This window comes from Algoriella sp., assembly GCF_036647415.1.
Classification (GTDB): domain Bacteria; phylum Bacteroidota; class Bacteroidia; order Flavobacteriales; family Weeksellaceae; genus Empedobacter.
In genome coordinates this window covers 65990-90234 of record NZ_JAVXKG010000008.1, presented here as the reverse complement: position 1 = coordinate 90234, position 24245 = coordinate 65990, and the positions used below count along the sequence as shown (strand labels likewise).

Below are 24245 nucleotides of genomic sequence, written 5' to 3'. Positions count from 1 at the left end.
TATGTCACATAGTTTTATTATTTTTGCAACTTAAATATACATTTGAGAATGCATACAGAAGAAAAACATATAGACGAAGCAAGACAAGGAGAGGCTTTACTTACAGCGCCTACACGTAATGCAACTAAGAAATTATTCTTAGAAAGTTACGGTTGTCAAATGAATTTCTCCGATAGTGAGATTGTTGCATCTATTCTAAATAATGAAGGATATCAAACCACAAATAAAGTAGACGAAGCTGATCTTATCTTACTTAATACATGTTCTATTCGCGAAAAAGCGGAACAAACTGTTCGTAAACGTTTAGGAACTTTAAACGCCATCAAAAAACAAAATCCAAGTCTTAAAATTGGAGTTTTAGGTTGTATGGCGGAACGATTGAAACATAAATTTTTAGAAGAAGAACATTTAGTCGATATTGTTGTTGGACCAGATGCTTACCGCGATTTACCTAATTTACTTAACGAAGTAGAAGATGGTCGTGATGCTGTAAATGTACAATTATCAAAAGAAGAAACGTATGCCGAAATTTCTCCTGTTCGTTTAGGTGGAAATGGTGTTACAGCTTTTGTTACGATAACTCGTGGTTGCGATAATATGTGTACATTTTGTGTTGTTCCTTTTACACGTGGTCGTGAGCGTTCTCGTGATCCACATTCTATCTTGAATGAATGTAAAGAATTAGCAGAAAGCGGATACAAGGAAATCACACTTTTAGGTCAAAACGTAGATTCATACTTATGGTATGGTGGAGGACCAAAAAAGGATTTCAAAAATGCAACGGATATTCAGAAAGCAACTGCTGTAGATTTTAGTCATTTATTAGACATGGTTGCGACGCAGATTCCTAATGTACGTTTACGTTTTTCTACGTCAAATCCACAAGATATGGAAGAAAGCGTATTAGAAATGATGGCGAAACACGACAACATTTGTAAATATATTCACTTACCAGTTCAATCAGGTTCTACAACCGTTTTAGAACGTATGAATCGTCAACACACGCGCGAGGAATATTTTGAATTAATTGATAAAATTCGTCGTATCGTACCAGACTGTGCATTGTCACATGATATGATTGCCGGTTTCTGTGGAGAAACAGAAGAAGAACACCAAGATACTTTGTCGTTGATGGAACATGTGAAATATGATTTCGGTTATATGTTTGCTTATTCGGAACGACCAGGAACACCAGCACACAAAAAGATGGCTGATGATGTTTTACCAGAAGATAAAAAACGTCGTTTACAAGAAATCATTACAATGCAACAAAAACATTCTGCAGAACGCATGAATAGTTATGTTGGAAAAGTACACGAAGTACTAATTGAAGGAAACTCAAAACGTGACGAAAATTTCTGGTACGGACGTAATTCTCAAAATGCAGTATTAGTTTTCCCAAAAGTAGAAGGAACTAAAGTTGGTGACTTTGTAAACGTAAAAGGAAATAGTTGTACAACAGCTACTATAATTGGCGAAATGGTTTCAGCTTAAAACATTTATGTCTATTGTTTTTTTTTAATGAATAATTGAAAAAAAACTTGACGAATTTTAAAAAACTATAAAAAATGGATTCTTTACAAACTATTAAACAACGTTTTGGAATCATTGGAAATAATGTAGTCTTGAATCGCGCAATAGAAAAAGCGATTCAAGTTGCACCTACCGACATCTCCGTTTTAGTAATCGGAGAAAGCGGTGTTGGTAAAGAATTTTTTCCAAAAATTATTCATAATCAATCTGCTCGTAAACACAATGCTTACATTGCTGTAAACTGTGGTGCGATACCAGAAGGAACAATTGATTCTGAATTATTTGGACACGAAAAAGGTGCATTTACAGGAGCTACACAATCCCGAAAAGGTTATTTTGAAGTTGCCGATGGCGGAACAATTTTTTTAGATGAAGTAGGAGAATTACCGTTATCAACACAAGTTCGTTTGCTACGTATTTTAGAGTCAGGTGAATTTATGAAAGTTGGTTCTTCTGAGCTTCAAAAAACAAATGTTCGTGTTGTTGCTGCTACCAATGTAAAATTGATAGAAGCTGTAGAAAAAGGTAAATTTAGAGAAGATTTATATTATCGTCTAAATACAATTCAAATTGATATTCCACCTTTGCGCGAACGTAAGGAAGACATCAACTTATTGTTCAGAAAATTTGCTTCAGATTTTGCAAATAAATACAGAATGCCACATATAGAGCTTTCTCCAGAAGCTCAAAATTATATTGCAAATTACTCTTGGCCTGGAAATATTCGTCAATTAAGAAATTTTGCAGAACAAGTTTCAGTTGTAGAAAAAGAACGTGTGATTTCATTAGAAAAAATAATGGAATTACTACCTAATAACTCTACAATGTTAACTGTAACCAATAAAAAAGATAAAAATTCTTCTGATTTTATGGAACGTGAACTTTTATTTAAAGTTTTACTGGACATGAAAAAAGACTTGAATGATTTGCGTGCTTTAACTTTAGATTTGATAAAACACAAAGATTCTGATGATTTTAATGGCAATACACAAGAATTAATACAACGAGTTTATCAAGAACAAGACGAAAATCAACACGATTTTACGCCAAATTCTTATAATTTAGTTCCAGCGGTTAATACTCCAAAACCAACGTATCAACCACCTCAATACGATTATTCTGATGATGTGTATGATGTTAGTCCAATTGAAGAACCGGAATCTCTTTCATTACAAGATAATGAAAAGGAAATGATTAAATTAGCCTTGGAAAAACACAAAGGAAAACGAAAAATGGCAGCAGACGAATTAGGTATTTCCGAACGTACGTTGTACCGTAAAATAAAACAATATCATTTATAACATGAATCGATTAAAATTTTTAGCATTATCCGTTTTTGCTATTTTTACGTTATCAGGTTGTGGATCTATGTCGGGAGGCTATTCGCTTTCTGGTGCGGCAATTCAACCCGATTGGCAAACAATTTATGTTGCTACTTTTCCTAATTATGCACCACAACAAAATCCGACTTTAAGTCAAGATTTAACAATTGCAATACAAGATATTTTTAGAAGTAGAACAAAATTAAAATTAAACTCGAACGAGAATTCTGACTTAATTATAGAAGGAGAAATTTCTGGTTATGAGGTTGTTCCACAGGCTATTCAAAGTAATGACATCGCAGCTGAAAATAAATTAACTATTTATGTAAAAGTTCGTTATATCAACAATAAAGACGAGTCTAAAAATTATGAACGTACTTTTTCTGCTTTTTATCCATATAACGGAAACGAAATATTGAGCAATGTAGAACCTAATATTGTTCCTAAAATTATCGACGATATTCGCGATCAAGTATTTGCTTCTATTGCGATGGATTGGTAAAATTTAACTTAAATTTGAGTAATGACGAGAATTGAATATTTAGTAGCACATCCGTACGAGGTAGATAAATCGGATATACCACTTCTAAAAAAAGAAGTCGAAAAATATCCTTATTTCTACACTTTGCGCGCACTATTGCTTTATGGTTTGAAGAAAGAAAATCATCCTTCATTTGAGGATTATTTAAACAAAACTTCTATCCACAGCAGTAATCGTGTTGATTTGTATCATTATATCAATTCGAAACCACTTCCTAAAGAAGAAAAAAATGTAGAAAATATACATAAAAATTCTTCAAAGGAAGATACAATCGAGCAAAAAAATGAGTCTATTCATCAAGAAGAATTAAAGGATGAATTAAAAGACAATCGTTTAGAAATTGAGCCTATTTCTCAAATTGAAGAAGAAAACATCAATAACGATTTTGTAGATGAAATGATTGAAAATGATACCGAAGAATCTGAATTGAGAACAGATCATGTGGTTGAAATTATTTCGGATGAAGAATTGGATCAAGTTGCAGAAATGACAACCGAAGTTGTGGAAACCTATAAATTAGCACCTCAAACATCAGTTCAAGAAATTGAAAATGCAGTGCAACAAACTTCTGGAATAGAAATTTCTGTTGAAAAACCTCAACCAGAAGAAAAAAATACAATTCTAGAAACGGAAAAAGATAATTTAACTGAAATATCAAAACCTATCGTTATTATTGAAGAAATTATTTCAGAAGAAAAAGACGTTATCGAGCAAGAAGCTTCTATAATTGAAAAGAAAGAAAACAATAATTTGGATAAAGAATCGTTTTCTTTTTCGGATTGGTTAAAAAAAGTTCCTTCACAATCAAAAGACAAAAAAACGATTGAAGCAGAACAAGAAACTGCAGAAAGAGAAATAAAATATAAATTGATTGATGACTTTTTAGAAAAAAATCCAAAAATAATCCCGATGAAAAAAACGGATATTACACCTATCCAAGTTTCATCAAATTTCAGTCACAATAGCGAAGAATATTCGGATTTGATGACCGAAACTTTAGCTCAAATTTACATTGAGCAAAAAAAATATGATAAAGCAATTAAAGCTTATAAGATATTAATTTTGAAATATCCAGAAAAAAATAGTTTATTTGCAAATCGAATTAAAGGAATTGAAAATTTAAAAAACTCTAAATAATAAAATGGGACTATTTCAGTTTTTCATGGTTATTATCATGATTTTATGCGTATTGTTGGTATTAGTAGTTTTATCTCAAAACCCTAAAGGAGGAGGATTATCTTCTACTTTTGGAGGTGGTGGAGGAAGCCAAATGTTTGGAGTTCAAAGAACAAACAAATTCTTAGACAACACAACATGGGGATTATTTATCGCTATTATTGTTTTAATCGTTGGAGCAGGTGTAACACACGAAAATCCAAACGCGTTAAAACCGATTAAACCAAATGTAACAGCGCCAGCTAACAACTTACCAACACAACCAGCAGCTAACGGTGCAGCACAATTACCAGCGCAGCCTGCACAACCAACAAAATAATTATTTATTTTACATAACTAAGCCTCACAATTTTGTGAGGCTTTTTTTGTTTATATTAATATATTATGACTAATTTAGACAATAAATCATTTATGAAAACACATATATACTTTTTCTTTCTTTTAATTTCATTTACGATAGGCTGTAGCCAACAAAAAAATATTATGGTAATTCCAGGCTCAGAAATAAATATTTTAAGAAGCACTATTTTAGAGGAAAGTTGTAAAAAAGAATTACAAGTTTTTACAAATATGGATGATTATAATACGTTTCAATTATCGTTAGTAAAACCTGGTCAAAGAAATCCTCCTTTAAATATTATTGATTTTTCTACAAAAAATGTTGCTGTAATTTGTAAACAAAACATCGGAAATTATCATATTTCAGAAATAAATTCTATTTCGAAAAAAAATACTTTAAAATTAATATTAAACGAAGATCAAGATCTCACAAATACAGATAATTTATTAATAATAGAAATTCCTAAAAAAATAGTTTATTTAACACTTGAATTATAAAATTTTAACACTTGAATTATAACACATTATGAAGAAAACATCTATCATTTTAACTTTACTTTTAGGTTGTTCAACCGCTTTTGGACAACAGAATTATTGGAAAGAAATTAATCAAAGAAATGTAAACTCTACCAATTTAGTTGATCGCTCTAGTACACCAAAAGCGTATAAATTATTTACACTTAATATTGATAATTTATTAAACGATTTAAACCAAGTAAAAGGCAAATCTGCTGGTCATATTGTTAATATTCCGAATGAAAATGGGGAAGTAACAAAATATGCTGTTGAAGAGGCGTCTATTATGGCGCCTAAATTGCAAGAAAAATTCAATACAATCAAATCTTATGTAGGAAAATCTGTTGACGGAAAATCTTCTATTCGATTTAGCTATTCTCCGTATCATGGTTTTAGTGCTATGATTCAGAAAGGACATCAAGTTTCTTATATTGATGCCTATACAGAAGATTTATCGACTTATATCTCTTACAGCAGACAAAATGTGGATGATAATATTAATTTCACTTGCCATACAGACGATGTTCAACAACAAAATCTAATCAACCAGATTACAGATAATGCACCTATTAATAAAACCGCTAATGATGGAAAATTAAGAAAATATCGTTTAGCTTTAGCTACTACTATAGAATACTCAAGGTATCATATAAACAAAGCAGGGTTACAATCTGGTACTGATGAAGAAAAATTAGCTGCTGTTCTATCTGCTATTAACGTTGCTATGACACGCGTAAATGGTGTTTACGAAAAAGAGTTTGGTGTTACTATGGAATTAGTTGAAAATAATGATAAAATTGTTTTCATTAAAACTGATGAGTATACAAACAATAGTGGAGGTGCTATGTTAAAAGAAAATCAAACTGTTTTAGATAGAGAAATTGGAACTGCTAATTATGATGTTGGTCACGTATTTTCTACTGGAGGTGGAGGTGTTGCCTATTTACAAAGCCCTTGTAGTACTAGTAAAGCTGGAGGTGTAACAGGATTAGGTGCTCCTATTAATGATCCTTTTTATATCGATTATGTAGCACATGAAATGGGTCATCAGTTCGGAGCTCCTCATACTTTTAACAATTCATGTGGAAATAACCGTTCAGGTGCAACAGCTGTAGAACCTGGAAGTGGAAGTACAATTATGGCGTATGCAGGAATATGTCCTCCTAATGTCCAAAATAATAGTGACCCTTATTTTTCTACTGTAAGTGTTAATAATATATATAATTTTATTAAATCTGCAAGTGGAAGTTGTTCAGTAAATACCGACTCAGGAAATAATGAACCTATTATTGAAGTTTCTAAATTATCTCACAACATTCCTCACTCAACAGCATTTATATTAGAAGCTACAGCAACTGATCTTGATGGAGATGCATTAACATACAATTGGGAGCAAACAGATACTCAAATAGCTACGCAACCACCTGTATCTACAAATACGGGAGGACCAACTTTTAGATCTCTAAATCCAACAACTGAAGGTTATAGATATTTTCCTAATTTACAGTCTATTGTAGCAGGAAAATTAACTTTAGATACAAATCCAGCTCCAATGAACTGGGAAGTTATTCCAAGCGTTGCTCGTACTTTAAAGTTTTCTATTTTAGCAAGAGATAACAATCCTAAAGGAGGACAAACAGATCGTAAAAACCTTACTTTAGTTGTAAAGAATGTAGGTCCATTCAAAGTTACTTCGCAATCAATCACTGAAAATTGGAAACAAGACAACTCTGCTACAATCAATTGGGATGTTGCAGGAACAGATGCAAATGGAATTGATACACAAAACGTGAAGATTTTATTATCAGTAGATGGCGGACAAAAGTTTGATTATGTTTTAGCAGAAACAGTTCCTAATAATGGTTCTTATACATTTACGGTTCCTGCTGGATTAGGAATTACTGATAAAGCTAGAATTATGATTAAAGCTATTGATAACGTTTTCTTAGCTGTTAACTCTGCTAATTTTTCTATAGAAAGTTCTTTAGCTACAAATGAAATAAAAGGAAAAGATTTAGCGACTATTTCTCCAAATCCATCAAATGGAATCATTAATTTAGATTTTGCAAAATCAGTTACAACAGGTAAAATTACAGTTACAGATTTGGCTGGAAGATCAGTTTATGTAAATAAATTAAATTCTTCAAAATCTCAACAAATTAATTTGACTAATTTAACAAACGGAGTTTATATCATTTCAATCGAATCTGATGGACAAACTTTCACTAAAAAATTAATTATCAAAAAATAAGAATTGCTCATAATGCACTTCTATGCCAAGTTGTCTGACAGCTTGGCATTTTTATTTTTAATGATTTAAATTAACCAATCCATAATGGCAGAAATAGAGTATTGGCACGTTTTTCGTTGAATAAAAAGCAACAATTAAATAAAAATAAAAAATATAAATATGTCACAATTAAACATTAAACCATTAGCAGACAGAGTTGTTATTGAGCCAGCTCCAGCAGAAACTAAAACAGCATCAGGAATTATTATTCCAGATTCTGCAAAAGAAAAACCACAAGAAGGTATTGTAGTTGCAGTTGGAAACGGTAAAAAAGATGAGCCAATGACTGTTGCAATTGGAGATAAAGTACTTTACGGAAAATATTCTGGAACAGAATTAAAATTAGAAGGTAAAGATTACTTAATCATGCGTGAGGCTGATATTTTAGCAATTATTTAATTGCTCTAGGTTTTAAGCTTTATGCTATAAGCTATGAGAAATTTTAAGAAATATGATATTTGGAAATTAAGTCATCAATTAACATTGACGATTTATACAATTTCAAATTCTTTTCCGAAAGATGAAACTTATAATCTTGTTAGTCAAATTAGACGATCAACACTTTCAATTCCTACAAATATAGCAGAAGGTTGTGGAAGAAATAGCGACAAAGAATTTAATCAATTCTTAAATATAGCATTAGGATCAGCTACTGAAACCGAATATTTGATTTTGTTAGCAAAAGATTTAAATTACTTAAATGAAGAAAATTATCTCTTATTAGATCAACAAATCAATACAATAAAAAGTAAAATTTATACGCTTAAAAATAAATTAATCCAGCAGTAAAAAAGCATAAAGCTTTAAGCTTACTGCCTAAAACATTACAAAAATGGCAAAAGATATTAAATTCGATATTGAATCAAGAGACGCTTTAAAAAGAGGTGTTGATGCATTAGCAAATGCAGTTAAAGTAACTTTAGGACCAAAAGGTCGTAACGTAGTTTTAGAAAAATCTTTCGGTGCTCCACACGTAACTAAAGATGGAGTTTCTGTTGCAAAAGAAATCGAATTAGAAGATCCAATCGAGAACTTAGGTGCTCAGATGGTAAAAGAAGTTGCATCAAAAACAAATGATGTAGCGGGTGACGGGACTACAACTGCAACGGTTTTAGCGCAAGCTATCGTTCGCGAAGGGTTGAAAAACGTTGCTGCTGGTGCAAATCCTATGGATTTGAAACGTGGTATTGATAAAGCTGTAATTTCTATCGTTGCTAACTTAAAAGAGCAATCTCAAGAAGTTGGAGATACATCAGAAAAAATAAAACAAGTTGCTTCTATTTCTGCAAATAATGACGAAACAATCGGTTCATTAATCGCAGAAGCTTTTTCTAAAGTAGGAAAAGAAGGTGTAATTACTGTAGAAGAAGCAAAAGGAACAGAAACTTATGTTGACGTTGTAGAAGGAATGCAATTCGATCGTGGATTTCAATCGCCATACTTCGTTACAAATGCAGATAAAATGATTGCTGAATTAGAGAATCCTTACATTTTATTATGTGAGAAAAAAATCTCTAACTTACAAGAAATCTTACCTTTATTAGAGCCAGTTGCTCAATCAGGTCGTCCATTCTTAATCATTTCTGAAGAAGTTGAAGGTCAAGCTTTAGCTACTTTAGTTGTAAACCGTTTAAGAGGTTCTTTAAAAATTGCTGCTGTTAAAGCACCAGGTTTTGGAGACCGTAGAAAAGCAATGTTACAAGATATCGCTATTTTAACAGGTGGTACAGTGATTTCTGAAGAACAAGGAATTACTTTAGAAACTGCTACTTTAGAAATGTTAGGTACAGCAGAAAGAGTTTCTATCGACAAAGACAATACAACTATTGTTAACGGAGCTGGAGATCAAGAACAAATCAAAAACAGAGTGAACCAAATCAAAGCACAAGTAGAAACAACTACTTCTGACTATGATCGTGAGAAATTACAAGAGCGTTTAGCTAAATTAGCTGGTGGTGTTGCTGTATTGTACGTTGGTGCTGCTTCTGAGGTTGAAATGAAAGAGAAAAAAGACCGTATCGATGATGCTTTACATGCAACTCGTGCTGCTGTAGAAGAAGGTATTATTGCTGGTGGTGGTGTTGCTTTTGTTAGAGCTTTAGGTAATTTATCTAACATTGATACAACAAATGCTGACGAAGCTACAGGTATCAAAATTGTAACGCGTGCAGTAGAAGAGCCATTACGCCAAATCGTACATAACGCTGGTGGAGAAGGTTCTGTAGTTGTTGCAAAAGTAAAAGAAGGAACAGGAGATTTCGGATACAATGCAAAAACTGACGAATACGTAAACATGATAGAGGCTGGAGTTATAGATCCTACTAAAGTTGCGCGTGTTGCATTAGAAAACGCTGCTTCTGTTGCAGGTATGTTAATTACAACTGAAGCTGTAGTTACAGAAATTAAAAAAGATGAGCCTGCTATGCCAATGGGTGGCGGAATGCCAGGAATGATGTAATCATCAACTCATAAAAATATAAATTAAAAAGAGTAGTAATCATTGATTACTACTCTTTTTTTGTTTTAAAAATTTTTTGTGTTAAAGCAAAAAGCCACTCAGAAAACAGAACGATCTTTTACATTTAAAAATTTATATCATATATTTACAATCAATTAACACAAAACACTATGTACCAAGATTATAAAGTTGGCGAACACAAAGCAAACAAAGGATTACGAATAGCAAATTATTTCATAGATTTAGCCACAGTAGTTATTATTCTAATTATTATAATAACAGTAATTTATCTTGTACTAGAATTATTTGCCATCAATTTTTCTGAAGACAATATAATACTTGATTTATTAATGTATTTAGGCTTTGTTGGAGTTTATTTTTTAATGGAAGTCATTACAAAAGGTCGTTCTGTCGGAAAATTTATAACAGGTACAAAAGTAGTGATGATTGATGGAAGTGAGCCTTTAGCAAAAAATTATTTAATTCGTAATTTATGTCGATTAATACCTTTTGACCAACTATCTTTTTTATTCGGGGGTGGATTTCATGATACAATTTCGAAAACTACAGTTGTCAATAAAAAAGCGTTTGAAGCCGATTTATCACAACAAGACAGTATTGAAAGTCTTGGAAAGACAGAGATTGAGTAATTTTTTATAAAAAAATTACCATTCAAAATCTAGCGAAAAAATAATTTATGTAAAAAATCATTGTTTTTTCTGCGTATTACTTCGCAAAAAAGGCTATTTATTAATACCTTTGTAATGAAATTATATTTTTGAAAAATGGAAAAACAACCTCAAGAGGTAGTATTAATTGGTGCTGGAATAATGAGTGCTACATTGAGCATACTTCTTAAAAAAATAAACCCGGCAATTAAAATTTCTGTTTTCGAAAAATTAGACAAGATTGGATTTGAAAGTTCTGATGCTTTCAATAATGCTGGTACGGGTCACTCTGCTTTTTGTGAATTAAATTATACACCAATTGACAAAAATGGAGTTGTTAACATTGATAAAGCAATAAATATTGCAAAACAATTTGAAACTTCGAAAGAGTTTTGGTCTTACTTAGTTGAAAATAATTACGTTTCTTCTCCAGAAAAATTTTTACGCCCAACTCCACACATGTCTTTTGTTTGGGGAGATGACGATGTAAATTTCTTGAAAAAACGTTACGAAAAACTATCACAACATCCTTTATTTAAAGAAATGGAATATTCTGAAGATTTTGCAAAAATCAAAGAATGGTCTCCATTAATTGTAGAAGGTAGAACTTCTGGTGAAAAGGTTGCTGCAACACACATGAATTTAGGTACTGATGTTAATTTTGGAGAATTAACACGCCAAATTTTTAAAGGTCTTTTAGCTAAAAACGAAATTACATTAGAAACTGAACACGAGGTAAAAGATTTAACTCGTTTAAGTAATGGAAAATGGGCTATTAAAGTGAAAGATTTAAAATCAGGAAATAATAAATCTGTTAATGCAGATTTTGTATTTATTGGTGCTGGTGGTGGTGCAATTTTATCTTTACAGAAATCTGGTATTCCAGAAGCCAAAAAATTTGGAGGCTTCCCAGTTGGTGGACAATGGTTAATTTGTCAAAATGAAGAAGTAATCAAAAAACATCATGCAAAAGTTTATGGAAAAGCAAAAATTGGTGCTCCACCAATGTCTGTACCTCACTTAGATACACGTGTTATTGATGGTAAACAATCATTGTTATTTGGACCATTTGCTACTTTTTCTACAAAATTCTTAAAATATGGATCAAACTGCGATTTATTAAAATCTGTAAACTTAGGTAATGTAGGTTTTTTAATGAATTGTGGAATCAACAATATAGATTTAACAAAATATTTGATTGAGCAAGTCATGTTATCAAAAGCTCAGAAAATAGAATCATTAAGAGAATATTATCCCGAAGCTAGAATCGAAGATTGGTTTGAACAAACAGCTGGTCAACGAGTACAAGTTATCGAAAATCAAAATGGAAAAGGTGTTTTAAAATTTGGTACTGAAATCGTAACATCTCAAGATGGATCAATTTCTGCCTTATTAGGCGCTTCTCCTGGTGCATCTACATCTGTAAGTGCTATGCTTGATTTATTAGGACAATGTTTCCCTGTGTTGATGAATGAATGGAATCCACTTATCAAAGAAATGATTCCTTCTCATGGAGAGGATTTAGCAAAAGTAGAATTAGTTGATGCTTCTAGAGCACGTACAACTAAAGTACTTAAAATTTTAGATTAACAAATAGATTTACAACTATATAAATCCTGATAATTTAGTTTATCAGGATTTTTTTTATGATTAATCATAAAAAAAAGGTTTAAGAACTTAATCTTAAACCTTTCTTATTCTTTTTCCGAACATTTTAGCTTAGTCTTCGCTTTTCATAATTTCGTATTCAACTTGCATCACACCTGTATTTGTGTGACCAATTTCGCTGAATGCTGCTTGACTTAAGTCTAAAACTCTAGATTTAGCATATGGACCTCTGTCGTTGATTTCTACAACCACAGATTTACCGTTTCTGATATTCGTAACTTTTACTTTTGTACCAAATGGTAAAGACTTATGGGCAGCAGTTAGTTCATCTTTGTCATACTTTTCACCACTTGCTGTCTTGCGTCCGTGGAATTTGCCTCCATACCAAGAAACAACTCCTGTTGATATTTCATGAGCAGTGCTCTCTAAAATGTCTTCAACCTTTTTTTCATCTTCCACTGATAATGTATCTTTTTTGATGGTATCATTATCAATTTCTTCACTAAACCTTTTCTCTGAAACTGGCATAATAATTGTATCATTCTTACCAGCGTCTTTAAAAATTTTACCATCAGCGTTTGCTATTGGAAAAATCATTAACAAAGCTATAAAAGCTGTAATGCTTTTCGTCATCCTTTAGATATTTTCTGATTACGTTGCAAATTTACGAGTAGAAATGCCTTCTTATTTAGAATTATTCTAATCGATTGATTTCTAATCTTTTTTTCCTTCCAACCAAGCAATATCAGTACAACACAGCGATTTGTTAATTAATTGTTAAATTAAAGTCAATATCACAATAATTTTGGCTATTATCCATTTAAATCGTTTTTATTGCTAAAAATCACTGATTTATGTATTTTAAAGATTTAGTGAATTTTATTCAAATAGGTAACAAAAAAGGTAACAAAAAAGGTAAAACTAGTCTAGTTTTACCTTTTCTTAATTTTTAAGTGATTAAAAATCAATTATAAACTTGCTAAAATCTCTTTTACTTTAGCTGAAATTAACTTTCCTTCTGCTTTACCAGCAAGTTTAGATGAAGCTGCTCCCATCACCTTTCCCATATCTTTAGGAGAAGTGGCACCAACTTCTGCAACAATGTCTTGTATTGCTACAGTTAATTCTTCATCTGTTAACTGTGCAGGTAAAAATTGTTGAATAACTTCTGCTTGCGCTAACTCTTTTTCTGCTAACTCTTTTCTATCATTTGCTTCAAATTGTTCTGCAGCTTCTTTGCGCTGTTTTACTAATTTTTGCAATAGAGCAATTTCTTGATCTTCCGATAATTCGCTACCAGCTCCAGATGTTTTTGCTAATAATAATTCAGATTTTACAGCTCTTAAAGCTTCTAAGGCAATTGTATTTTTAGCTTTCATAGCCTCTTTTAATTGCCCCATTATTTGGGTTTCTAAATTCATGAGTTTTGCTTTTAGACTACAAATTTAAGACAAAAAAAGGCTCATCACAAAAGTGATGAACCTTTTCTATAATAAGAATATATTTTACGAGTGACTATAATTAATCTACATTATCGTGTAAAAAATTATTTGGTCGAATTTGTGTATCGTTATTACGATTTGTTCCGACAGAGAAATCTGATGATTGATTCTCATTACGGTCTGCCAAATTAAGTCCTTGACGCTTGTAAGCTGGTATAGCTTCGTATTCGTCTACTTGAGAATTAGTCATCGTATTGTTAAATTTAAAATTAAATTGTTTCAATCGATTTCTTCTTTCCTCAATCACATTATTCAAATCGCTATCCGTAGATTGTTCTATTGGTTTGCTAAACGGATCAACTTCTATTGCTACTTGCTGCTCTTCTGAAGAGGCTGTATTTGCATAATTAGTTGAAGTTTGAGTTTGATCAATATTAAACGTTTCTGATTTTGGTGCTTGATAACCTGAATAATTATTTTGTGGATAATTAGACTGTTCCGAAGCAACTGGATTAGAATATGAATTATATGTTTGATTAGTTGGCGCTTGATTTGTCGGTTCTTGAGGACGATTAAAATCTGATTTTAAACGTGGTTCGAAATCATCGTATGATTTTTTATCTTGAATTGGCTCTTCATCAAGCTCATCTAAAACATATCTTTTTGGCGAATCATCATTCAATGATTGTGTTGGCGCATTGTGATATGATTGATTATAATCTTGGTTTGTATCTGCCTGACGATATGTATTTGTTGGTGTTTCTGGCGTTTGATTTTGTTGTGGAGCAGAATTCGATGTCGAATTATTAGATCTACCAAAATCTAGTGTCATTGGTTTTACACGATTAACAAATGGTTGGTCAACAGATAATGTTTTATTTATTGGTTGTTCTTCTTCTAAAGTATGAACAATTTTTTGTTCTTCTTTACCTGTATATGTTTGATCTTCTGTAGGAAAACCTGTCGCAACAACAGTTACAGAAATTTCGTCTCCTAAATCTAGCTCTTCACCAATACCCATAATAATGTTGGCGCTGTTACCAGCTTCTTGTTGAATGTAGTCGTTGATTACTCCAATTTCATCCATTGTAATTTCGTTATTACCAGATAAAATTAACAACAATACATTGCGAGCTCCTGTAATTTTATTGTTATTAAGTAATGGTGAATCTAAAGCTGCAGAAATTGCATCTTTTGCTTTATTTTCTCCAGAACCTCTTGCAGATCCCATGATTGCTGTACCAGAATTTTTAAGTACTGTACGCGCATCACGTAAATCGATATTCATAGCATAATGTTGTGTAATAACTTCTGCTATACCTTTGGCTGCAGTTGTTAAAACCTCATCTGCTTTAGAGAATCCGTTTTTGAAACCTAAGTTTCCGTATAATTCACGTAATTTATCGTTGTTAATAACGATTAATGAATCAACATTTTTTCTTAAATTTTCGATACCTTTTTCAGCTTGTTCCAACCTCATTCTTCCTTCGAAAAAGAATGGCGCTGTTACAATACCTACTGTTAAGATATCCATTTCTTTGGCGATACCTGCAATTACTGGAGCAGCTCCAGTTCCTGTTCCTCCACCCATTCCGGCTGTTATAAAAACCATTTTAGTACCTTCGTCTAAAACTGCTTTTACTTCTTCCATACTTTCTATTGCAGCTTGCTCTCCCACTTCTGGGTTTGCACCTGCACCTAATCCTTCGGTAATAGCTTGTCCTAATTGAATTCTTGTCGGAACTGGACTATTTGCCAAAGCTTGTGAATCTGTATTACAAATCACGAATTGTACACCCGCGATTCCTTGTTCAAACATGTAGTTTACAGCATTGCTACCTCCACCTCCTACACCGATTACTTTGATCGCTTGGGAGCGACTTTTCGGCAAGTTGAACACAATATCTCCTGTTAACATATCACTCATATTCTTCTTATTAAATTGGTTCGTAATTTATTTGGTTATATTCTTATTATTCTGTTTCGTTGATCATTTGAATGAATTTATCTGTCCATTTTGAAAAGAAATTTTTCTTTTCTGGTTTAGATTTAGTTGCTTTTTTATCACCAACTTCTTCGTCTAATAATTCATCTACACTATTTTCTCGTTTTGGTCTTTCGATTGGTTTTTCTACCTCAACTTCTATTTCTTGTACAATCTTTTTTTGTTCTGGGCGAATACCGATTTCAATTTCAGATTGATTGTTTAAATTATTAATAACAGGTGTTTCAAAAATTTCTCTTTGATAGTTAGATTCTAATTCTTCTAAACCTTTCATCAATAATCCGACAGATGTAGCATATTCTGGTCCAGAAATCTCTTCTGCTTTTGCACCAACAATATGTTCGTTAGAGTAACCAATACGCACATCCATTCCTGTTACATATTCTGTTAATTGACGAATATGTTTTAGTTTTGATCCTCCTCCTGTTAATACAATTCCTGCAATCAATTTTTTATTTTGATCTTCGCAACCGTAATTTTTTAATTCTAAATAAACTTGTTCTAAAATTTCTTGAACACGTGCATGAATTATTTGTGATAATCTTTTTAACGATATTTCTTTTGCTTCACGTCCTTTTAATCCTGGAATTGAAACGATTTCTGATTCTTTATTTTCTCCCGGCCAAGCAGATCCAAATTTTTCTTTTAGAGCTTCGGCTTGTTTTCCGATAATAGAGCATCCTACTTTTATATCATCTGTAATTACATTTCCTCCGAAAGGAATTACTGATGTATGACGAATAATATTGTCTTTGAAAATTGCAATATCTGTTGTTCCACCTCCTATATCAATCAAAGCAACTCCTGCTTCTTTTTCTTCCTCGCTAAGTGCCGCACTAGATGATGCAATTGGTTCTAAAGTAATGCTAGCCAAACGCAAACCAGCAGCTTTTACACAACGTGCAATATTTCGGATAGATGAAACTTGCCCTACAACAACATGAAAATTAGCCTCCAAACGACTTCCGTACATTCCGATTGGTTCTCTAATTTCACCTTCGTTATCTACTTTAAAATCTTGAGGAAGTACATGGATAATTTCTTCTCCTGGTAACATAACCAATTTATAAACTTGATTTGTTAATAGTTTTAGATCATTATCATCAATAACATCTTCAGAATTAGTACGTGTAATATAATCACTGTGTTGTAAACTACGAATATGTTGTCCAGCAATACCTACAGTAACATCTGTAATTTTTATACCAGATGCACGTTCAGCTTTTTCTATTGCTTCTTTTATAGAATTAATGGTTTGTGTAATATTGTTTACAACACCTCTGTGCACACCCAAACTTTTGGCTTGTCCGTGACCAAGAATTTCTATTTTTCCATTTTCATTTTTTCTTCCGACTAGCGCTACAATCTTAGTAGTCCCTATGTCTAGACCAACTGCAATGTTACTATTGTTCTCCATTTTTTATACGTTTGGTTGCTACAACTTGATTGACAAATTTTAAGCTTAACTTTTCATAATCTCCAGTTCCGATATAATCGATGTATTGATTATAGAACAACTTTAGGTTATGTAACTTTTGTTCAAAATTGTTTAATGTTCCTAATTCTATGTAATAATTTCCTGTGTTAACTATTAAATTATATGAACGTTGTCCTACTTTTTGAACTGCAATGATATGATTTTTCAATAAATCGTCTGCTTTTAAAGCTTGTACAAATTTACTTAATTCCTCATATTCATTCGGTTTTACATCTCCAGAGACTAAAATTACATTTGCCGAACTTAATTTTGATAAAGGCATTTTAGTTCCTTTTTCTGTCAAATAAAATTCATTTTTCGGCGCACTAATTCGAGCTACTGCCTTATTTGCTTTAATATCAAGTCGTAAATGTCCGTTGATATCTTTACTTACTTGTACAGAATCAACATATGGGCTTTTACTTACTTTTTCTTCTATTTTTTTTACGTCAACTTCGCTCAACGTTTGTTTTAAGATGTCTTTATCATCTTTGTTAATCACTTCTCTTATCACACTATCGTTGATAAAATAGTTTTCAACTGGCTGAACAAAAGCCACGTCCAATTTTTCCACTTTACGTGAAGCATTATGAATTACAGTAAAACTTATTAAAGCAATAAGCAATGCAACTCCAAAAACCACTTTTATGATTTTTAATTTACGCTTCACCTAACCATTTTTTAATTGGTTTAACAATTGTATCAATATTACCTGCTCCAAGAGTTAAAAGTACATCAAAATCTTGTTTTTTGATATGCTCTAAACTATCAGCTAATGAAGATACTATTTTTTCTTTTAAATCTACCTTTTCTAACAACCAATTTGAAGTTACACCTTCGATTGGTAGCTCTCTTGCAGGATAAATATCCAACAAAATAAGGCTATCTAATTGACTTAAACTTGTTCCGAATTCATCTACAAAATCACGCGTACGTGTAAATAAATGTGGTTGAAAAACTCCTAACACTTTTTTACCTGGATATAATTCGCGAACTGAACGAATTGCAGCATCTAATTCTGTTGGATGATGTGCATAATCGTCAATGTAAATTTTACCATTAATCTCGAAACGATTAAAACGTCTTTTTACTCCAACAAAAGTTGTCAACGCTTCTTTTATTTTATCGTGCGAAATCCCCATGTAATCTGCTACAGCCAAAGCTGCAACTGCGTTTTCCATGTTGTGATGTCCTGGTAATAAAATACCAATATCTGTCAGCACTCCATTTGGTGTATTTACATCAAACACATAGTGCCCGTCTATAATTCTTACATTGTGCGCATCGTAATCTGCATCCAAATTAACACCGTAAGTCAACGCATTATCAAATGGTAAGCCTTTGTGAACAAATAATTTTTCTTCTACAATTGCTGCAAATTCTTGAAACGATTTTTTTACCTCATCACGTTCTCCATAAATATCCAAATGATCTGCATCATCACTCGTAATAATAGCTAATTTGGGAGATAATCTTAAAAAAGAACGATCAAATTCGTCTGCTTCTGCAACTGTATATTTAGAACCATTTAAGATGATATTAGAATCATAATTCTCTGCAATTCCACCTAAAAACGCTGTTGATTCTACATTCGCAACTTTTAGAATATGTCCTAAAATAGACGAAGTCGTTGTTTTACCATGTGTTCCCGCTACACCAATATTGTAGGTATGTTTGGTAATTTCACCTAAAACTTCAGAACGCTTCATTACTTTAAAATCATTTGCTAAAAAATAATTTAACTCTACATGATCTTTTGGTACCGCTGGCGTATAAATTACCAACGTATTTTCTTGGTTAATTCCTGTTGGAATTAAATCGATGTTATCTTCGAAATGAATATTAATTCCTTCAGCAATCAAATCAGTTGTTAGCTCAGTTTGCGTTTTGTCGTAACCAGCCACATCTTTCCCGATTGATTTGAAAAAACGTTCCAAAGCACTCATTCCGATTCCTCCTGCACCGATGAAATAATAATATGTTTTATCTAAAATATTCATTTATAATAAATTCAATAATATATCTACAATCTCTTTTGTCGCATTAGGTTTTCCTAATTGCTTTATATTTTGAGATAATTTATTTTTTAATTCTTCATTGTTTGCCAAAGCGATTACTTCTTTGACTAAATTTTGTTTTGCATCAATATCTTTTACCATAATTGCTGCATCTTTCTCGACTAATGCTTCTGCATTTTTGGTTTGATGATCTTCTGCTGCTGTTGGTAAAGGCAATAAAATTGTTGCTTTTCCGACAATACATAATTCTGAAATTGCCATAGCTCCTGCGCGAGAAACAATCATATCCGAAGCTGCATACGCATCTTTCATGTTATAAATAAATTCGGTAACATGAATTGTTGGATATTTATCGCCAACCAAATCTTTGATTTTTTGATAATCTAACTTTCCTGTTTGCCAAATTAACTGAACGCCACTTGCAACAAAATCTTCAAGGTTTTCTAACCAAGCATTATTCATTGCTCTTGATCCTTGTGAACCACCAACTGATAAAATTGTTGCTTTTTCTGGATCTAATCCAAAAGCTGAAATTGCTTCTGCTTTTGTAGGTAAATTCTGAAAAATCTCTGCACGAATCGGGTTTCCCGTATAATGTACTTTTTGTTGAGGAAATTGTGTAATTCCTTCGTAAGCCGTACAAATTGCGGCAGCTTTATTTTTCAAAATTTTGTTGGTAACTCCCGGAAATGAATTCTGTTCTTGTAATAAAATCGGAACATTTTTACTTCCCGCTACCCACAACATTGGTCCACTCGCATAACCTCCTGTCCCAACAGCTAAATCTGGTTGAAAATCGTTGTAGATTTTTTTTGCAAGATTTAAACTTTTTATCAATTTGAAAGGAAATTTTAAATTCGCTTTCATGTTGCTTCTGTCAAATCCAGAAATTGGTAAACCTTTGATTGCATAACCAACTTTTGGCACTTTTTCCATTTCCATTCTTCCTTCTGCTCCTACAAACAAAATCTGTGCATCTGGCAAACGTCTTTTTATTTCGTCTGCAATTGCAATGGCTGGATATATATGTCCACCTGTTCCGCCGCCGCTTATTAAAACTTTAGGCGATGTCTTCGATGTATTCTTCACTTAATTCTTTTCTATCTTTTTCTAACTCTTCTTGCGATTTTATCTGAGTACTAACACTCAAAATAATTCCGAAAGAAATACATGTCATCCAAATGGATGTTCCTCCGTAACTAATCATTGGTAATGGCTGACCAGTTACTGGAATCAAATTTACGGCAACCGCCATATTTACCATTGCTTGTATAATAATTGGCAAGCCGACTGCAAATACAAGTAGCGTACCAAAAATGGTGTGTATTTTTGATGCAATGATACAAATTCGTAATAATATCAATAAAAATATTCCGATTAATAATATTGCTCCGATTGCGCCATACTCTTCTACAATAATTGCGAAGATAAAATCGGATGAAGATTGAGGTAAAGTTTGTTTAAAAACACTTTTTCCTGGTCCAGCCATTTCATTCAATCCTCTTGCAATTGCTGCTTTGGCATGTAATACTTGATAACTTTCTAATCCAGAATCATCATTAAATTTCTCTATACGCGACATCCATGTATGTACACGAGAGTTTGAAACTAAATCTGGCTTCGAAAGTGCTAACCAAACAAATCCTCCACCTAAAACTATACCTGTCATTGCTATAACAAATAAATACTTGAATGGGAATCCTCCAATTATTAATAATAATCCACACATACCAGCCAACATTAACGCTGTTGATCCATTTGATGGAAAAATTAATCCTATAATTACAATCATTGGTAGGAATAATGGTAAAAACGTGTTTTTCCATGTATATTCCTTATCTCTATTTTTTGTCAAATAACGAGCTATATAAATAAGTAATGCCTGTGATGCAATCATTGAGGGTTGAATTCCAATTCCTGTTCCCGGAATAGTTAACCAACGTGCTGCATTTGCTCCTCCAATTGTCTGTCCTTGAATCAAGGTAAAGAATAATACAATAGAGAGTAATATGACTGCACTTAAAGCTAGTAAACCAAACCAACGATAATCTACTCGTTGTAAACCATATATAATTAATAGACCTACTAATAAAATACCTGCATGTTTACCTAAATGTCCAAAAATAGTTCCCGACCCAACTGTATACACCAAGTTAGAACTTGCTGAATATACAGGTAAGAATGAAAATAGGGCTAACAATAAAATGAAAGACCAAAGCGGTTTATCGCCTTTAAAATATTTTTGAACTAGGTTCCCCATTGGTTGGTTTAGTTATTATAATTTTCTTACGTTTTCTTTAAATTGATCTCCTCGATCTTCATATCCTTTAAACAAATCGAAACTTGCACAAGCTGGTGATAGTAAAACTGTTTCTCCTTTACTTGCTAATTTGTATGATTGCTCTACACAATCTTTCATCGTATTGGTTTCTACAATTGTATCGATGTAAGGACTAAAAAAATCAATTATTTTTTGATTATCAACACCCAAACAAACAATTGCTTTTACTTTCTTTTTTACGAAAGGTAAAACTTCGTTATAGTCGTTTCCTTTATCTGTTCCTCCAACAATCCAAACAACAGGTTTTGTCATGCTTTCTAATGCAAAATAGGTTGCATTAACATTGGTTGCTTTAGAATCGTTGATAAAATCTATACCTCCAATTGTTAAAACTGGCTCTAAACGATGTTCTACTGATTTGAAATCGGATAAACTCGCTTTCAGTTTTTCGTTATGAATATTAATAATTTTTGCTGCAACGGCAGCTGCTAAAGAATTGGAAACATTGTGTTTACCAATTAATCCTAATTCGTTAACATTCATCGAAAAATCACCATTTGTTTCCTTTACTGTGAACAATTCGTTGTTGGCGTATGCGTCTTGAGTTGCATCCATCATAGTGAACGGTTTTCGAATTGAACGAATTGTTATTTGGTCAATCATCTCCATTGTTTTTGGATCGTCTAGATTGTAAATAAAATAATCGTTCTCATCTTGGTTCATTGTAATTCTGAATTTAGACTGTGCATACAAATCAAACTGATAATTGTATTGGTCTAAATGATCTGGTGTAATGTTTAACAAAATTGCAACATACGGTTTGAAACTTGTTTTGATATCGTCTAACTGAAAACTACTTACTTCTAATACATAATAATCGAAGTTATCTTCTGCTACAGATTTCGCAAAACTTTTGCCTATGTTACCACCTAATTCTACATTTAATCCAGCTTGCTTTAGAATATGGTACATCAAACTTGTTGTTGTTGTTTTACCATTAGATCCTGTTATCGCAATAATTTTCGCATCTGTATAACGAGATGCAAATTCAATTTCAGAAACAATTGAAACTCCTTTTTCTTCTAATTTCTGAATTAGCTCTGCTTTTTTCGGAATACCTGGACTTTTCATTACTTCATCAGCATTTAAGATTAATTCTTCTGTATGCTGACCTTCTTCGTAAACAATCCCGTATTCTTCTAAAAGTTGTTTATATTTTTCTTTTATTAATCCTCTATCTGAAAGGAAAACATCAAAATTTTCCTTTTTGGCAAGAATTGCAGTTCCTACACCGCTTTCTCCTCCTCCTAAAATGACTAATCTTTTCATTTTATCTAATCTTTAAGGTAATAATACTGATTACCGCTAATATGATTCCGATGATAATTGCTCTTACCACAATTTTACTTTCGTGATAACCTAATTTCTGATAATGATGATGCAATGGCGACATCAAAAAGATTCTTCGTCCTTCACCAAATTTTTTCTTCGTGTATTTAAAATAAGATACTTGAAGCATTACTGATAAACTTTCTGCAAAGAAAATTCCGCATAAAATTGGTAATAATAACTCTTTACGAACAATAATTGCTAAAACCGCAATAACTCCTCCGATTGTCAAACTCCCTGTATCTCCCATGAATACTTGAGCTGGATAGGTATTGTACCAAATAAAACCTATTAATCCTCCTAGAAATGCGCCACAAAAAATTAGGACTTCTTCTGAGCGAGGAATAAACATAATGTTGAGATAATCTGCAAACATTAGGTTTCCTGATACAAAAACAAACACTGCAATGGCAGCCATAATTACGGCTGAACTACCTGCTGCTAAACCATCAATACCATCTGTTAAATTAGCTCCATTAGAAACTGCTGTGATGATAAAAATTACAGCAAAAATAAATATTGATGCAACTGCCCAAACTGGACGATCTTGTGCATCCATCCAAAATAAAATATCCGAATAACTAAATTCGTTTCCTTTTACAAATGGCATTGTTGTTTCTAACGTTTTTTCTTCTGAACCAAATTTAATTGGTTTATATTCTGTTTGTTCCGTCCCTGCAGGAACTTTTACTTTATTTTCTTGATGTTTTACTGTAACTGTTGGACTAAAATAAAGCATTAATCCTACGACAACTCCAAGACCAACTTGTCCTAAAATTTTGAATTTACCTTTTAATCCTTCTTTGTTTTTTCTAAAGACTTTGATATAATCATCTAAAAAACCAATTACTCCCAACCAAATCATTGAGACTAAAAGAATGATGATATAAATATTGTCTAGTCGTGCAAATAGTACTGTCGGAATTAATGTTGCCATGATGATAATTAAACCACCCATTGTTGGCGTTCCTGCTTTTTCTATTTGTCCTTTAAGACCTAAATCTCGAACAATTTCGCCCATTTGCTCTTTACGTAAATAACTGATAATTCGTTTTCCGTAAAATAAGCTAATAAACATTGCCAATAAAATTGCCATTCCTGCGCGAAAAGATGTGTATTGAAACATTCTCGCTCCTGGAAAATGGATACCTTCTAAATAATCAAATAAATAGTATAGCATAC

The 24245-nt window shown here is 32.3% G+C and carries 22 protein-coding genes; 12 read left to right on the top strand and 10 right to left on the bottom strand.

Annotated elements, in window-relative coordinates:
- Window positions 1–48: 48 nt before the first annotated feature.
- The 12 genes from miaB (at window position 49) to mqo (ending at window position 12433) form a co-directional block, all read left to right on the top strand.
- Window positions 49–1494, top strand: coding sequence for a tRNA (N6-isopentenyl adenosine(37)-C2)-methylthiotransferase MiaB (miaB, locus tag RSC72_RS05365; RefSeq protein ID WP_332544776.1), 1446 nt, complete (start codon window positions 49–51; stop codon window positions 1492–1494).
- A 74-nt stretch (window positions 1495–1568) separates the two neighbouring features.
- A complete protein-coding gene (locus RSC72_RS05360; RefSeq protein ID WP_332544777.1) occupies window positions 1569–2834 on the top strand; it encodes a sigma-54 interaction domain-containing protein in 1266 nt (421 codons plus the stop codon).
- 1 nt (window position 2835) lies between these two features.
- Entirely contained in the window at window positions 2836–3357 is a 522-nt protein-coding gene (gene lptE, locus RSC72_RS05355; RefSeq protein ID WP_332544778.1) for an LptE family protein, read from the top strand.
- Between the two features lie 21 nt (window positions 3358–3378).
- The gene (locus RSC72_RS05350) at window positions 3379–4533 is read left to right on the top strand and encodes a tetratricopeptide repeat protein (protein ID WP_332544779.1); all 1155 of its coding nucleotides are present in this window, start codon (window positions 3379–3381) and stop codon (window positions 4531–4533) included.
- A 4-nt stretch (window positions 4534–4537) separates the two neighbouring features.
- Complete coding sequence (gene secG, locus RSC72_RS05345; protein ID WP_332544780.1) at window positions 4538–4891, top strand: preprotein translocase subunit SecG; 354 nt, start codon at window positions 4538–4540, stop codon at window positions 4889–4891.
- A gap of 92 nt (window positions 4892–4983) precedes the next feature.
- The gene (locus RSC72_RS05340; RefSeq protein ID WP_332544781.1) at window positions 4984–5409 is read left to right on the top strand and encodes a hypothetical protein; all 426 of its coding nucleotides are present in this window, start codon (window positions 4984–4986) and stop codon (window positions 5407–5409) included.
- Between the two features lie 28 nt (window positions 5410–5437).
- Window positions 5438–7678 (top strand): zinc-dependent metalloprotease, encoded by a 2241-nt coding sequence (locus RSC72_RS05335; protein ID WP_332544782.1) that lies wholly within the window; start codon window positions 5438–5440, stop codon window positions 7676–7678.
- A gap of 159 nt (window positions 7679–7837) precedes the next feature.
- Window positions 7838–8116, top strand: coding sequence for a co-chaperone GroES (locus RSC72_RS05330; protein WP_332544783.1), 279 nt, complete (start codon window positions 7838–7840; stop codon window positions 8114–8116).
- Between the two features lie 33 nt (window positions 8117–8149).
- On the top strand, window positions 8150–8506 hold the full coding sequence (locus tag RSC72_RS05325; RefSeq protein WP_332544784.1) for a four helix bundle protein: 357 nt from the start codon (window positions 8150–8152) through the stop codon (window positions 8504–8506).
- Between the two features lie 43 nt (window positions 8507–8549).
- A complete protein-coding gene (groL, locus tag RSC72_RS05320; RefSeq protein ID WP_332544785.1) occupies window positions 8550–10175 on the top strand; it encodes a chaperonin GroEL in 1626 nt (541 codons plus the stop codon).
- Between the two features lie 170 nt (window positions 10176–10345).
- Complete coding sequence (locus RSC72_RS05315; protein WP_332544786.1) at window positions 10346–10825, top strand: RDD family protein; 480 nt, start codon at window positions 10346–10348, stop codon at window positions 10823–10825.
- A 135-nt stretch (window positions 10826–10960) separates the two neighbouring features.
- A complete protein-coding gene (gene mqo / locus RSC72_RS05310; protein WP_332565876.1) occupies window positions 10961–12433 on the top strand; it encodes a malate dehydrogenase (quinone) in 1473 nt (490 codons plus the stop codon).
- Between the two features lie 129 nt (window positions 12434–12562).
- On the opposite strand, the gene RSC72_RS05305 is transcribed toward mqo, so the two are convergent.
- The 10 genes from RSC72_RS05305 to mraY all read right to left on the bottom strand — a co-directional run bounded on the left by RSC72_RS05305 (window position 12563) and on the right by mraY (window position 24243).
- Window positions 12563–13084, bottom strand: coding sequence for a septal ring lytic transglycosylase RlpA family protein (locus RSC72_RS05305; protein WP_332565877.1), 522 nt, complete (start codon window positions 13082–13084; stop codon window positions 12563–12565).
- A gap of 335 nt (window positions 13085–13419) precedes the next feature.
- The gene (locus RSC72_RS05300) at window positions 13420–13872 is read right to left on the bottom strand and encodes a GatB/YqeY domain-containing protein (RefSeq protein ID WP_332543963.1); all 453 of its coding nucleotides are present in this window, start codon (window positions 13870–13872) and stop codon (window positions 13420–13422) included.
- Window positions 13873–13972: 100 nt separating this feature from the next.
- Window positions 13973–15820 (bottom strand): cell division protein FtsZ, encoded by a 1848-nt coding sequence (gene ftsZ, locus RSC72_RS05295; RefSeq protein ID WP_442878295.1) that lies wholly within the window; start codon window positions 15818–15820, stop codon window positions 13973–13975.
- 46 nt (window positions 15821–15866) lie between these two features.
- On the bottom strand, window positions 15867–17315 hold the full coding sequence (gene ftsA / locus RSC72_RS05290; RefSeq protein ID WP_332543962.1) for a cell division protein FtsA: 1449 nt from the start codon (window positions 17313–17315) through the stop codon (window positions 15867–15869).
- On the bottom strand, window positions 17302–18045 hold the full coding sequence (locus RSC72_RS05285) for a cell division protein FtsQ/DivIB (RefSeq protein ID WP_332543961.1): 744 nt from the start codon (window positions 18043–18045) through the stop codon (window positions 17302–17304). Before RSC72_RS05285 ends, ftsA begins: the two co-directional genes overlap by 14 nt.
- Window positions 18035–19375: a UDP-N-acetylmuramate--L-alanine ligase gene (gene murC / locus RSC72_RS05280; protein ID WP_332543960.1), complete on the bottom strand. Its 1341-nt coding sequence runs from the start codon at window positions 19373–19375 to the stop codon at window positions 18035–18037. The genes RSC72_RS05285 and murC overlap by 11 nt, the downstream gene beginning before the upstream one ends.
- Complete coding sequence (murG, locus tag RSC72_RS05275) at window positions 19376–20482, bottom strand: undecaprenyldiphospho-muramoylpentapeptide beta-N-acetylglucosaminyltransferase (RefSeq protein ID WP_332543959.1); 1107 nt, start codon at window positions 20480–20482, stop codon at window positions 19376–19378. It abuts the gene before it with no gap.
- Window positions 20454–21653: an FtsW/RodA/SpoVE family cell cycle protein gene (locus RSC72_RS05270; RefSeq protein ID WP_332543958.1), complete on the bottom strand. Its 1200-nt coding sequence runs from the start codon at window positions 21651–21653 to the stop codon at window positions 20454–20456. The genes murG and RSC72_RS05270 overlap by 29 nt, the downstream gene beginning before the upstream one ends.
- A gap of 15 nt (window positions 21654–21668) precedes the next feature.
- Window positions 21669–23003, bottom strand: a complete 1335-nt coding sequence (murD, locus tag RSC72_RS05265; protein ID WP_332543957.1) for a UDP-N-acetylmuramoyl-L-alanine--D-glutamate ligase — start codon at window positions 23001–23003, stop codon at window positions 21669–21671.
- Window position 23004: 1 nt separating this feature from the next.
- On the bottom strand, window positions 23005–24243 hold the full coding sequence (gene mraY, locus RSC72_RS05260; RefSeq protein WP_332543956.1) for a phospho-N-acetylmuramoyl-pentapeptide-transferase: 1239 nt from the start codon (window positions 24241–24243) through the stop codon (window positions 23005–23007).
- Between the last annotated feature and the right edge of the window lie 2 nt (window positions 24244–24245).

Coding starts and splice junctions, on each gene's coding strand:
- miaB (WP_332544776.1), top strand. CDS start 49: ATGCATACAGAAGAAAAACATATAGACGAAGCAAGACAAGGAGAGGCT.
- RSC72_RS05360 (WP_332544777.1), top strand. CDS start 1,569: ATGGATTCTTTACAAACTATTAAACAACGTTTTGGAATCATTGGAAAT.
- lptE (WP_332544778.1), top strand. CDS start 2,836: ATGAATCGATTAAAATTTTTAGCATTATCCGTTTTTGCTATTTTTACG.
- RSC72_RS05350 (WP_332544779.1), top strand. CDS start 3,379: ATGACGAGAATTGAATATTTAGTAGCACATCCGTACGAGGTAGATAAA.
- secG (WP_332544780.1), top strand. CDS start 4,538: ATGGGACTATTTCAGTTTTTCATGGTTATTATCATGATTTTATGCGTA.
- RSC72_RS05340 (WP_332544781.1), top strand. CDS start 4,984: ATGAAAACACATATATACTTTTTCTTTCTTTTAATTTCATTTACGATA.
- RSC72_RS05335 (WP_332544782.1), top strand. CDS start 5,438: ATGAAGAAAACATCTATCATTTTAACTTTACTTTTAGGTTGTTCAACC.
- RSC72_RS05330 (WP_332544783.1), top strand. CDS start 7,838: ATGTCACAATTAAACATTAAACCATTAGCAGACAGAGTTGTTATTGAG.
- RSC72_RS05325 (WP_332544784.1), top strand. CDS start 8,150: ATGAGAAATTTTAAGAAATATGATATTTGGAAATTAAGTCATCAATTA.
- groL (WP_332544785.1), top strand. CDS start 8,550: ATGGCAAAAGATATTAAATTCGATATTGAATCAAGAGACGCTTTAAAA.
- RSC72_RS05315 (WP_332544786.1), top strand. CDS start 10,346: ATGTACCAAGATTATAAAGTTGGCGAACACAAAGCAAACAAAGGATTA.
- mqo (WP_332565876.1), top strand. CDS start 10,961: ATGGAAAAACAACCTCAAGAGGTAGTATTAATTGGTGCTGGAATAATG.
- RSC72_RS05305 (WP_332565877.1), bottom strand. CDS start 13,084: ATGACGAAAAGCATTACAGCTTTTATAGCTTTGTTAATGATTTTTCCA.
- RSC72_RS05300 (WP_332543963.1), bottom strand. CDS start 13,872: ATGAATTTAGAAACCCAAATAATGGGGCAATTAAAAGAGGCTATGAAA.
- ftsZ (WP_442878295.1), bottom strand. CDS start 15,820: ATGAGTGATATGTTAACAGGAGATATTGTGTTCAACTTGCCGAAAAGT.
- ftsA (WP_332543962.1), bottom strand. CDS start 17,315: ATGGAGAACAATAGTAACATTGCAGTTGGTCTAGACATAGGGACTACT.
- murC (WP_332543960.1), bottom strand. CDS start 19,375: ATGAATATTTTAGATAAAACATATTATTATTTCATCGGTGCAGGAGGA.
- RSC72_RS05270 (WP_332543958.1), bottom strand. CDS start 21,653: ATGGGGAACCTAGTTCAAAAATATTTTAAAGGCGATAAACCGCTTTGG.
- murD (WP_332543957.1), bottom strand. CDS start 23,003: ATGAAAAGATTAGTCATTTTAGGAGGAGGAGAAAGCGGTGTAGGAACT.
- mraY (WP_332543956.1), bottom strand. CDS start 24,243: ATGCTATACTATTTATTTGATTATTTAGAAGGTATCCATTTTCCAGGA.